This window comes from Pectobacterium sp. CHL-2024, assembly GCF_044751765.1.
Taxonomy (GTDB): domain Bacteria; phylum Pseudomonadota; class Gammaproteobacteria; order Enterobacterales; family Enterobacteriaceae; genus Pectobacterium; species Pectobacterium brasiliense.
The window spans coordinates 33,703-46,419 of the sequence record NZ_JBIXKO010000017.1 but is presented as its reverse complement, the minus strand read 5'-3'; the positions used below and the strand labels follow the sequence as shown (position 1 = coordinate 46,419).

The 12,717-nt window shown below is 51.2% G+C and carries 10 protein-coding genes; 4 read left to right on the top strand and 6 right to left on the bottom strand.

Features of this window, described 5'->3' with window-relative positions:
- Positions 1–88: 88 nt before the first annotated feature.
- The 4 genes from pelA (at position 89) to pelZ (ending at position 6,293) form a co-directional block, all read left to right on the top strand.
- Positions 89–1,213, top strand: coding sequence for a pectate lyase PelA (gene pelA, locus ACIPUG_RS18505; protein WP_010277576.1), 1,125 nt, complete (start codon positions 89–91; stop codon positions 1,211–1,213).
- A gap of 668 nt (positions 1,214–1,881) precedes the next feature.
- Positions 1,882–3,009 (top strand): pectate lyase PelB, encoded by a 1,128-nt coding sequence (gene pelB, locus ACIPUG_RS18500; RefSeq protein ID WP_014916841.1) that lies wholly within the window; start codon positions 1,882–1,884, stop codon positions 3,007–3,009.
- 709 nt (positions 3,010–3,718) lie between these two features.
- Complete coding sequence (gene pelC, locus ACIPUG_RS18495) at positions 3,719–4,843, top strand: pectate lyase PelC (protein ID WP_014916842.1); 1,125 nt, start codon at positions 3,719–3,721, stop codon at positions 4,841–4,843.
- 172 nt (positions 4,844–5,015) lie between these two features.
- On the top strand, positions 5,016–6,293 hold the full coding sequence (gene pelZ / locus ACIPUG_RS18490; RefSeq protein WP_014916843.1) for a pectate lyase PelZ: 1,278 nt from the start codon (positions 5,016–5,018) through the stop codon (positions 6,291–6,293).
- A gap of 233 nt (positions 6,294–6,526) precedes the next feature.
- On the opposite strand, the gene ppiA is transcribed toward pelZ, so the two are convergent.
- From ppiA to ACIPUG_RS18460, 6 genes are all read right to left on the bottom strand, one after another.
- Positions 6,527–7,099, bottom strand: coding sequence for a peptidylprolyl isomerase A (gene ppiA / locus ACIPUG_RS18485; RefSeq protein WP_010277593.1), 573 nt, complete (start codon positions 7,097–7,099; stop codon positions 6,527–6,529).
- A gap of 209 nt (positions 7,100–7,308) precedes the next feature.
- Complete coding sequence (locus ACIPUG_RS18480) at positions 7,309–8,085, bottom strand: ABC transporter ATP-binding protein (protein ID WP_172645013.1); 777 nt, start codon at positions 8,083–8,085, stop codon at positions 7,309–7,311.
- Positions 8,086–8,129: 44 nt separating this feature from the next.
- On the bottom strand, positions 8,130–9,017 hold the full coding sequence (locus ACIPUG_RS18475; RefSeq protein WP_080162982.1) for an ABC transporter ATP-binding protein: 888 nt from the start codon (positions 9,015–9,017) through the stop codon (positions 8,130–8,132).
- On the bottom strand, positions 8,989–9,870 hold the full coding sequence (locus ACIPUG_RS18470) for an ABC transporter permease (protein WP_100018545.1): 882 nt from the start codon (positions 9,868–9,870) through the stop codon (positions 8,989–8,991). The genes ACIPUG_RS18475 and ACIPUG_RS18470 overlap by 29 nt, the downstream gene beginning before the upstream one ends.
- 38 nt (positions 9,871–9,908) lie before the next feature.
- On the bottom strand, positions 9,909–10,949 hold the full coding sequence (locus ACIPUG_RS18465; RefSeq protein WP_010277605.1) for an ABC transporter permease: 1,041 nt from the start codon (positions 10,947–10,949) through the stop codon (positions 9,909–9,911).
- A gap of 132 nt (positions 10,950–11,081) precedes the next feature.
- Positions 11,082–12,692 (bottom strand): ABC transporter substrate-binding protein, encoded by a 1,611-nt coding sequence (locus ACIPUG_RS18460; RefSeq protein ID WP_039288682.1) that lies wholly within the window; start codon positions 12,690–12,692, stop codon positions 11,082–11,084.
- Between the last annotated feature and the right edge of the window lie 25 nt (positions 12,693–12,717).

Genomic DNA, 12,717 nt, shown 5'->3' with positions numbered 1-12,717 from the left:
TTTCATTTTTGTTGAAACAGCCTTTTTTATTACACAGGGTGTGTAGTGATAAATACCCAAGAAAATTCTATGTCAAGGAGAGTACATAATGAAATACCTACTGCCTTCTGCAGCCGCTGGGCTGTTGCTGATCGCTGCCCAACCGACAATGGCGGCAAATACGGGAGGTTATGCCACCACTGACGGCGGCGACGTTTCCGGTGCTGTGAAAAAAACCGCACGCTCTCTGCAAGAGATCGTCGATATCATTGAGGCCGCGAAAAAGGACTCAAGCGGTAAAGCAGTCAAAGGTGGCGCCTACCCGCTCGTCATTACCTATAACGGTAATGAAGATGCGCTAATCAAAGCTGCTGAAGCTAACATCTGCGGCCAATGGAGCAAAGATCCGCGCGGTGTAGAAATCAAAGAGTTCACCAAAGGGATCACCATCCTCGGTACCAACGGATCTTCCGCTAACTTCGGTATCTGGATGGTTAACTCTTCCAACGTTGTCGTGCGTAACATGCGCTTCGGCTATATGCCGGGCGGTGCAAAAGATGGCGATGCTATCCGCATTGATAACACGCCGAACGTTTGGATCGACCACAACGAGATCTTCGCCAAGAACTTCGAATGTGCTGGTACGCCAGACAACGACACCACCTTTGAATCAGCGGTTGATATCAAGAAAGCCTCAACCAACGTCACCGTGTCGTACAACTATATCCATGGCGTGAAAAAGGTCGGGTTGAGCGGCTCAAGCAACACGGATACCGGTCGTAACCTGACTTACCATCACAATATTTACAGCGATGTTAACTCACGTCTGCCGCTGCAACGTGGTGGTCAAGTGCATGCTTATAACAACCTGTATGACGGTATCAAAAGTTCAGGCTTTAACGTCCGTCAGAAAGGGATCGCGCTGATCGAAAGTAACTGGTTCGAAAATGCACTCAACCCGGTGACTGCACGTAACGACGATTCCAACTTCGGTACCTGGGAACTCCGTAACAACAACATTACCAGCCCATCTGATTTTGCTAAATACAAGATCACCTGGGGTAAACCGTCTACTCCGCACATCAATGCGGATGACTGGAAGAGCACCGGTAAATTCCCAGCCGTTCCGTATAGCTACTCACCAGTTTCCGCACAGTGCGTGAAGGATAAACTGGCAAACTATGCTGGCGTAGGTAAAAACCAGGCCGTCCTGACAGCAGCTAACTGTAAATAAACGCGTTAAGCCCGACGCATTCATTCTGCGTCGGGTTCTTCCTGAGCGAGTGCTTCGGCCTCGCTCATTTTTAAGGGACCTGCGCAAGATTGTCAGCGTGACCTTCATGAAAATAGACGCCATGCCAATGATAATTTAGCCAATAAACCGCGATGAATAATGAGGTCTATTTTTGGCTTATCACCTAAAGAAACGCCATATAGCGACTAATAATAATTATTTTTTAACAAACTAAAATTCACGATAAAATTGACGCATCACGTAAACAATATTGAATATGCCTGTGATAGTATATTTTGACTTAAGATGATTTCCTTACGCTAGCGGCAGTCATTGCCTCAACCAAAATAATCATTTGAAACCCAATCAATAAAGAAACTCAAGTACATTTATTCTCTGCCACAAAAAGTAACCTTATGATTCCCTGCCACTTTAAAAGAAAATAGTTTCTTATAAACTCCAAATTATCCAATCATCAGTATTACAAAATGTTTCAACCGTAATACATTTAACATTTCACCCTTGAACTGATCTTATTTTTTGACCACACTCCCCTTGGTTTTTCACCAAAACTGAGTTTCATTTTTGTTGAAAAATTTGTACCTGTTACATCGGGCATAGGGATCGATAAATGCCCATGAAAATTCTATTCCAAGGAGACAATCATAATGAAATACCTATTGCCTACGGCAGCCGCGGGATTGTTATTACTCGCAGCTCAACCCGCGATGGCCGCAAATACGGGCGGCTATGCCACTACGGATGGTGGAGACGTATCCGGTGCCGTGAAAAAAACGGCACGTTCTATGAAAGAAATTGTGGATATTATTGAAGCCGCGCAAGTGGATTCAAAAGGCAAGAAAGTAAAAGGCGGTGCTTACCCGCTCTTCATCACCTATAACGGCAATGAAGATTCATTAATCAAAGCGGCTGAAAAGAATATCTGCGGCCAGTGGAGTAAGGACGCCCGCGGCGTACAAATCAAAGAGTTCACCAAAGGCATTACTATCCAGGGCACCAATGGCTCATCTGCCAACTTCGGTGTTTGGATCGTGAATTCTTCTAACGTCGTGGTACGTAACATGCGCTTTGGCTATATGCCGGGCGGCGCGCAAGACGGCGATGCCATTCGTATCGATAACTCACCGAACGTCTGGATCGACCACAACGAGATCTTCGCCAAGAACTTCGAATGCGCTGGTACGCCAGACAATGACACCACCTTTGAATCAGCGGTTGATATCAAGAAAGGGTCAACGAACGTCACGGTGTCCTACAACTACATCCACGGCATCAAGAAAGTCGGCCTGAGCGGTTCAAGTAGTTCGGATACGACGGCTCGTAACCTGACTTACCATCACAATATCTACCGCGATGTTAACTCACGCCTGCCGCTGCAACGCGGTGGTCTGGTTCACGCGTACAACAACCTGTATGACGGCATCACTGGTTCAGGCTTTAACGTCCGTCAGAAAGGGAAAGCCCTCATCGAAAGCAACTGGTTCGAAAATGCGCTGAACCCAGTGACGGCACGTAACGACAGCTCCAACTTCGGTACCTGGGAGCTGCGTAATAACAACGTCATGAGCCCAGCCGACTTCGCGAAATACAAAATTACCTGGGGCAAACCATCCTCCCCTCACATCAATGCGGATGACTGGAAGACCACAGGAAAATTCCCTACCGTCTCCTATAAGTACACTCCAGTTTCTGCGCAGTGTGTGAAGGATAAACTGGCAAACTATGCTGGCGTAGGTAAAAACCTGGCAGTGCTGACAGCAGCTAACTGCAAATAAACGCGGTCAGGCTTTCTCTGTCGAATCAAGACAGGAAGCAATAAGCCTGAATGTTCCGCGCCATGACTCTTCACGCTGAGACATGGTTCTATCCGAGCGAGCTCTAAGAGCTCGCTCGTTTTTTATGGAACCTACGCATGAGACTGGATAGGCATTCCTAAAAAGTATGCACAAATTAAATATCATGCTAATTATTTAGATATTAAATTAATAGCTTAATTTATTAATGAAGAAACCATTCTTTAATTAAGGATTAATCGATAAAAATAACAGCATTCAGTCAACACGTGATTAATTAATAACTTGATCGGCATCAAATATTTCTTACGTCATCATCTCAATAAGGAAATTTTACTTATTTATTGATGTCGCTCACATTTATCACCTCTATCAAATCGCATCCAGCAGCGAGTAATAAAACGAAATATAATTTTATTTTTCATAAAAATTCAAAGCGGATTGATTTTAGAAAAAATGAAAAAAATATTACCTTTTAAAATAGTCACTTATTATCCGTGCGTATTTACATCGTTATTCACCCTATATATTTAATATTGAAATATTGAATTCTTTTACTTTTATGGTAAGACTTAATTGGGATTTCAATAAACCTTGATTTCATTTTTATTGAAACACCAAAATAATATAATCTGGGCTATGTGGATCATAAATGCCCAAACAAAAATTCAATTCCAAGGAGAGTACCTTAATGAAATACCTACTGCCTTCTGCAGCCGCTGGGCTGTTATTGCTTGCGGCCCAACCAACGATGGCGGCAAATACGGGGGGTTATGCTACCACTGACGGTGGTGACGTTGCCGGTGCCGTGAAAAAAACGGCGCGCTCCATGCAAGACATCATTGATATCATCGAAGCCGCAAAGCTGGATTCCAAAGGTAAGAAAGTCAAAGGTGGCGCTTACCCGCTCGTCATCACCTATAACGGTAATGAAGACGCGCTGATCAAAGCCGCAGAGAACGATATCTGCGGTCAGTGGAAGAAAGACGCCCGCGGTGTAGAAATCAAAGAGTTCACCAAAGGCATTACCATCATCGGAACCAATGGCTCGTCCGCCAACTTCGGGATCTGGCTGACAAAATCATCCGATGTCGTCATCCGTAACATGCGTTTTGGTTACATGCCGGGCGGCGCGCAGGATGGTGATGCCATTCGTATCGATAACACGCCGAACGTCTGGATTGACCACAACGAGATCTTCGCGAAAAACTTTGAATGCGCAGGCACAAAAGACGGTGACACCACATTCGAATCCGCGATTGATATCAAGAAAGCCTCAACCAACGTGACCATTTCGTACAACTACATTCACGGCATCAAAAAAGTGGGGCTGAGCGGCTTCAGCAGCAGCGATACGGGCCGTGACCTGACTTACCATCACAATATTTACGACGACGTTAACGCTCGCCTCCCGCTGCAACGTGGCGGTCAGGTTCACGCGTATAACAACCTGTATACCGGCATCACCAGTTCTGGCCTGAACGTGCGTCAGAAAGGGATTGCGCTGATCGAACGTAACTGGTTCGAGAATGCGAAAAACCCAGTGACCTCACGTTACGACGGTTCCAACTTCGGTACCTGGGAGCTGCGTAATAACAACGTCATGAGCCCAGCCGACTTCGCGAAATACAACATCACCTGGGATAAAGATTCCAAGCCCTACGTGAATGCGGAAGACTGGAAAAGCACTGGCACATTCGCTTCTGTTCCTTACAGCTACTCTCCGGTTTCGGCACAGTGCGTGAAGGACAAACTGGCGAACTATGCTGGCGTGAACAAAAACCTTGCCGTGCTGACAGCAGCAAATTGCAACTAATTGCGATGTGTAACGCGTGAAGGGTAAGCAAACTGCAGGCTCTGCCCCTCATTGTCCTGTGCTAACCGGAGCCTGCAAGCGCGCTTAACGCCCGTCGGTTTATCGTTCGGGCCGCACTTGAGCGAGTCCTAAGGGCTCGCTCATTTTTATCGTTAATATTCAAGGAAATGAAATGAAACGTTCTCTTCTGTTCGCCGCACTGTTCAGCACTGGATTAGTATTCAGTATTGGCGTACCGATGGCTAGCGCCGCCACTCCGGCAGCACCAGAGTTGAAAGGATTCGGAACGGATACGGTTGCAGGCAGCGGTGGACGCATTATTCGCGTCACAACGCTGGCCTCTTCCGGGGCAGGTTCTCTCAGGGAAGCGCTGGCCGCCAAAGGGCCACGCATTATCGTTTTTGAGGTTGGCGGCATTATCGACCTGAATAAAAGTGACCTCCGTTTAACGGAGCCGTTTGTCACCATCGCCGGCCAGACCGCTCCCTCTCCCGGTATCACCATCATTCGCGGTGGAATGGGGATCAGCACCCATGATGTGCTCATGCAGCATATTCGTTTTCGCATCGGCGATGCCGGTACGGGTAAAAAAAGTGGTTTTGAACGCGATGTTTCCATCAACGGCAAAGATGCCTACAACGTCGTGATCGATCATTCTAGTTTCGCCTGGGGCACGGACGAAAACCTGTCTATTTCCGGCCCACGCTATGACGGACCGCAGGGCACGGCGCACCGCATCACACTCTCGAATAATATCGTTGCTGAAGGCCTATACGATTCGGCTCACACCAAAGGTATTCACTCGATGGGTACGCTGGTTCACGATAACGTGACTGACGTATCGATTGTGGGCAGCCTCTATGCACACAATAACGAGCGCAATGCCTGGTTCAAGGCTGGCTCTACGGGCGTCATGGTCAATAACCTGATCTACAACCCCGGCATTTGGGGCGTTCGCGTCGGTGGAGTCAAAGGCGAGTGGGAAGGGAAAACCATGCCTGCCAGCCCACGCGTCTCCGTGGCGGGTAACGTGATGCACTACGGCGCGAATACCAAAGCAGGTTTAGGGCTCGTAGGAAGCAACAGCTCCGGCGATGTCTGGATGTCAGATAACCTCGCGTACGATGCTAAGGGCAAAGCTGCACCGCAAACGTCAGGCAGCGGGATTAATTTACTCAAAGTCTCCCCTATTTGGCCTGCGGGCTTAACGGCATCACCGGCCAGCGCCGTCACCAATCAGGTACTGCAAAGCGCAGGCGCACGTCCTAAAGATCGTGATGCTGTTGATAAACGTATCGTGGAGAATTTCAAACAGCGGAAAGGTGGCTTCGTGAATAGTCAGGAAGACGTCGGCGGCTATCCTGTTGCCACAGCGACCTACCGTCAGTTGAACGTGCCGAGCACCGGCGTGGACGCGTGGCTACAGCAGATGGCTAAAGCGCTGGAATAATGCGGTAGTCGAGACGTTAATAACGTCTATCTACGCAGTAAAACGGTGGTAATGGAATAGAAGAGTAAAGCGTTTGCGCCATGGATGGCGCAAGCCGAGCGTACAGGGAAGTATTTACAGCGTCTTTACGATCTATCCATTACTACCGCTCCGCTAGCTTTGTCAAAAACGCGAAAAGGCCACATTAGTGGCCTTTTGCGTATTCTCGGTTCTTTGCTTATCTATCTTGCCAATCAGGGCAGCACTTTCGCAGACTGAATCACCACTGGCGTAGTCGGTACGTTCTGATAAGGCCCGACGTTTTTCGTTGGCACCTGAGAGATCTTATCCACGACGTCCATGCCCTTCACGACTTTACCGAACACGGCGTAGCCAAAATCACGCTGGCCGTGATCGAGAAACGCATTGTCCGCGACGTTGATAAAGAACTGGCTGGTTGCACTGTCTTTATCAGACGTGCGTGCCATCGCGATCGTGCCGCGCTGGTTACGTAAACCGTTATCGGCTTCATTCTTGATCGGCGCGTTCGTCGCTTTTTGGCTCATTTCGCCAGAAAAACCGCCGCCCTGCACCATAAAGCCAGGGATCACACGGTGAAACGTCGTCCCGTTATAAAAACCGTTGTTAACGTACTCGACGAAATTTTTTACCGAAACCGGTGCCTTTTGATTATCTAAAGACAGTTCGATATTGCCCGCGGACGTCGTCAACAGCACACGTGTGGTGGTGTCGGAAGCCGCAAAGGCGGGAGAAAATGCCGTCAGTGAAATAAGGGCTGCCGCAGCAACCAGAGTACGTTTGAACATGAGAATTCCTTTTTGAAGAAGCCGACTACAGAAAGCGTAATGATTGTAAGTATCCACACCCTTCAACGCTACCCATTTACCTTTTTTTACGTATAAAAGTCTGTTCGTAACCAACTATGAACGAAAACCTGTACGTAAGATAAAAAAAGGGCCGATTGCTCGGCCCTCATTGATGATGATTATCGCGCAGCGCGCCTGTCCATACGTACCTAGCCCATACGCTCCGAACGCACCGCCAGATCGCGGCTGTACTGACGGCTAGCGTCCACCAGCATAGAGGTATACGCGTCCTTCGGTACATCGCTGGTCAGGTCGTCGGTTTCCAACGTTTCCAGTATCTTCCCGTATTGCATCACCGCCACTTTATGGCACAGGTGGGAAATCACGCCCAAGTCATGCGTCACCATCAGGTAGGTCAGCTTTTCCTGCTGCTGCAACTCCGTCAGCAGGTTGAGAATTTCCGCCTGTACCGACACATCCAGCGCCGACGTCGGCTCATCCAACAGCAGCACTCTCGGTTCCAGAATCAGCGCTCGGGCAATCGCCACACGCTGACGCTGTCCACCCGAAAGCTGGTGCGGATAGCGGCGACGGAAATGTGTTCCCAGCCCCACTTTCTCCAGCAAGGTATCGATACGATCATCACGATCGTCAAAGCGGTGGATCGACAGCGGCTCTTCCAGAATCGACTCTACGGTATGACGGGGATGCAGCGATCCGTACGGATCCTGAAACACCATCTGCACCCGGCGACAGCGCGCCTGATCAATTCGGTGCGCCAGTTTCTTCCCGTCAATATGCAGCGTGCCTTCCCAATGATTAAAAAGCCCGGCCAGACACTTCAGCACCGTGGTTTTACCGGAACCCGATTCCCCTACCAGACCAAAGATATCGCCATCGTTGACGGTAAGGTTCACATCGTACAACACCTGATTCGCCGTGCTGCCCTGCCCAAAAGAGAGATTCAGGTTACTCACTTCGATCATCGGCTTGCGCTGACTCATTGCTTCAGTTGCCATGATTATCCCCTTTATCCGTTAATCCAGGCTGGATCGCGATTCATCACCGGCAAACGCGGGCGTCGATGGTCGATATCCGGCAGCGAATTCAGCAACCCACGCGTATAAGGATGCTGCGCGTTGTCCAGATCGGCGGCAGCAATGGACTCCACGACGCGTCCGGCATACATCACCAGCACCCGATCGCAGAAGCTACGTACCAGATTGATATCGTGACTGATGAAAATCAGCCCCAGACCGCGCTCGCTGACCAGATCGTCCAGCATTGCCAGCACCTGCAAACGCACGGACACATCCAGTGCGGAGGTCGGTTCATCGGCAATCACGATTTCAGGTTCGGTAATCAGCATCATCGCAATCATGATGCGCTGCCCCTGCCCGCCCGAGATTTCATGAGGGTACAGATTGTAGACGCGCTCTGGCTGGCGAATACGTACCACATCCAGCATCGCCATGACCTTTGCCTTCGCCTCGCGGTGCGACACTTTATGGTGTGCCAGATACGCCTCGGCAATCTGATCTCCAACGCACACCACTGGGTTCAGCGAATATTTAGGGTCCTGCATAATCATGGAGATACGCTTGCCGCGAATCTGACGCATCCGCGCCTCATCCGCTTTCAGCAGGTCGGTATCGCCGAAGCGCAGTTTGTCTGCCGTAATCCGCGCACTGTGCGGATGCAGTTGCAGCAGCGCACGACCGACCGTCGATTTACCGGAGCCAGATTCGCCGACAATAGCCAGCTTTTCACAGCCCAGCGTGAAGGAGACGCCGCGCACGGCATCCGTCACGGCACCACGGTTCACGAAGCTTACCCGCAGATTTTCCACTTCCATCAGGGGCGAGCTTCCCGGCGCACGTTGAGAAGACTTATTCAGTTCTGGGATCGAGGATGTCACGTAGGCCGTCTCCAAGGAAGTTGAACGCCAGGCTGTTAATCAAAATCGCCAGCCCCGGAATAGTTACTAACCACCAGCACTCCATCATGTAACGACGACCCGCAGAGATCATCGCGCCCCATTCAGGATCGGGCGGCTGTGCCCCCAATCCCAGAAAGCCCAGACCCGCCGCGGTCAGAATAATGCCCGCCATATTCATGGTGATACGAATAATCACCGACGGCAGACACAGCGGCACAATGTGGTGCAGCAGGATGCGGATAGAGGATGCGCCTTGCAGCTTCACAGCAGACACAAAGTCCGCGTGACGCAGCGACAGCGTCTCCGCCCTTGCCAGACGGGCAATCGGCGGCCAGGCCGTCAGCGTAATCGCGATCACCACATGCTCCAGTCCTGGACCAAGCGCCGCAACGAACGCCAGCGCCAACACCAGACTAGGGAACGAAATGAAGATATCGGTAATACGCATCAGGATGGTATCGACGATCCCGCCGTAATACCCTGCCACCACGCCCAGCGCCAGCCCGATAGGCCCCACGGTTACCGACACCAGCGCAACGATATACAGCGTGATGCGTGAACCATAGACCAGACGACTAAACACATCGCGCCCAAACTCATCGGTGCCAAAGTAATGCGCCGCACTCGGGGCCTGTAGCGCGTTAGCCAAATCCTGTACCAGCGGATCGTGCGTGGCGATCCACGGAGCGAAAATAGCGACCAGAATCAACATCAGCACAATCGCAGAACCAATCGCGGTCAGCGGATTGCGCATCATCGTCAAGAGAAACCCGCCGATTCGCGCACCGCGTAGCCGCAGGCGGCTCACACGTTTTTCCGGCGGTGTCCGCATTACCGATTCACGGCTGACTGGCGGCTCAGAGGAAATATTCATGCGTTCGTCCTCGGATCAAAGATTTGATACAACATGTCCGACAGCAGGTTAAGCGTCACGAAGATCAACCCGACTAGCAGCACACATCCCATAACCGCGTTCATATCCCCCAGCAGCAGGCTGCCTGTCAGATAGGAACCAAAGCCAGGCCATGAGAAGACCGTTTCGATCAGTACCGCCCCTTCCAGCAGCGAGCCATACGCCAGCGCCACCACCGTCAGAAGCTGAACCAGAATATTGCGAAACGCGTGCGCCCAGACAACGCGGAACTCAGACAGCCCTTTCACTCGCGCGGTAATGATGTATTCCTGCGAAAGCTGCGCCAGCATGAAGCTACGCGTCATACGGCTGATATAGGCCAGCGAGTGGAAACCGAGAATCGTGGCTGGCAACACCAGATGGTTCAGCGCGCTGCGGAACACATCCCACTCGCCCGCCAGTAGCGAATCCACCAGCAGCAGGCCGGTACGGTTCTCCACCAGACCGTCGTAGGCCATATCAACCCGTCCGGCACCGCCCACCCAGTTCAGCCAGGCGTAGAACACCAGCAGCCCCATCATCCCGACCCAGAATATCGGCGTGGAATAACCGGCCAGACTGATAAAACGCACCACATAATCCGCCCACTTGCCGCGTCGCGCCGCAGCCAGCACGCCTAATGGCACGCCCAGACCGGCACCGACGATAATCGCCATGGTGGCAAGCTCGATGGTGGCAGGGAAAACGCGGATAATGTCATCCACGACCGGTCGCCCGGTCAGGAGGGCATTGCCCAAATCCCCATGCATCAGTGAATTGAAGTAAATAAAGAACTGCACATACAGCGGCTTATCCAACCCCAGCTGTTGGTAAACCTGTTGATAGGTACTTTGGTCGGCGTCCTGTCCGACAATAGCCAGGACTGGATCGATTGGCATCACGCGGCCGATCACGAAGGTCAGGATTAATAATCCGAACAGCGTGACGACGACCTGAAACAGACGTTTTGCCAAACGACGCAGTACTCCACCCGGCTTGATCCAATCAGAGAAAACCATGTTCTTTCTCCTGATATCCCGGTGAGCGGCGACAGCAAATCACCACTCACGCGGTCATCTCTTTTTAACGTATCTGATCGGGATGATTAGCCGGGAACGTATCGGCTAATCATCCGGTTTAACGTGTGGACACTAGCGCTGCTTATACACCTCACGCAGATGCGTCGTAGAAGACGGATGCGGCACATAGCCTTTCACGTCCTTACGCAACACCACAGAATCGATCATCTGCGACACCGGAATGATGGCCGGGAACAGTTCTTCATAGCGATTCTGCACGTTGATATACATCTGCTTCTGTTTCTGAGGGTCTTTCTCCAACAGCGCCTGATCGATCATGTCGTTCAGAGGCTTATCGTAGAAAGACGTGCGCCAGCCCTGGAAGTTGGTCAGTTTGGCTTCGTCGCTGTTATCTGGGTTATAGACAACAGAACGCAGGCTGGAGTGAGGATGTGGATCGACGCCGCCACCGCCGCGGCCAACCAGCATATCGAAGTTACGATCGCGCATTGCGCCGTAAACCTGATTACCGGTGCCGGAGATGATTTTGGCTTTGATGCCCGCCTGTGCCAACGTGGACTGTACCGAGGTCGCCAGATTCAGGAACGGCTGATCGGACAAGACACGCAGCGTGGTTTCAAATCCATTCGGGTAGCCCGCTTCGGCCAGCAGTGCCTTGGCACGTGGCACGTCCAGCTTGTAGCCAGGATCCGGCAACGTCGCATCCATTCCTTTCTGGATAGGACGCTGATGATAGAAACCATAGCCAGGCATCACCGTCTTATTCACGCCGTCGTAATCAATCAGGTAACGAACCGCTTCACGTACTTTCGGTTTGGCGAAGTATTCGTTCTTCAGGCTCATGGCAACGTAGTACAGCGTGCCTTTTTGCACCTCATCAACCACAACGTCTTTATCTTGTTTCAATGCATTGATATCCGGCACCGACATGCCAGAGGCCACGTCAATATCGCCTTTTTCAATCATCAGGCGCAGCGCCTGTGATTCAGTCATGTGACGGAAAATCACGCGACGCATTTTCGCATCGCCCTGCCAGTTGTTCTCAACTTTGCTGATGCGCAGCACGTCTTTCGCCTGCCACACGTCCAGCTTGAACGGGCCGGAACCGGCTTCGTTCGTAGTCAGCCAGCCGTTACCCCAGTCGCCGTTTTTCTCATGCTGCATGACCGTTTTGCTATCCAGCACCGAGCCGCTACCCAGCGTCGCCAGCGAGTAGAGCACCAGTTTTGGATCGTTCGGTTTTGGCAGTTCGATTTCAACGGTGTGAGCATCTTTGGCACGGATCATTTTCTCCACGTTTTCCGCGGTGAAGCCGTAGGATTTCCACGTCGTGGCCTGTGCCATGTTGAGGTTAAGCAGACGCTTCATCGACCAGGCGAAGTCTTGCGCCGTTACGGGGTTACCGGAATGGAATTTGGCGTTATCCACCAGATTGAAGGTAATGACCTTACCATCATCACTGACGCTCCAGCTTTTCGCCAGAGAAGGCTGGATGTTACTCAGGTTGGCGGGATCCAGCACCACCAGCGAGTCATAGAGGTTGACGATAATGCCCACCACTTCGTTACCGGTCATCGCGGCCGGATCGAGTGAGAGCATGTTGTTCATGTTCATCCCCACGATCAGCTGATCGTCAGGGGTTTTTGCCGATAGAATGGCCGGTGTAGCGGCCATGCAGAGTGAACCTAACAGCAGGGTACGGAGTATTGCTCGTGCTTTCATCATTATTCTCCAAGGTGTGGGAGCA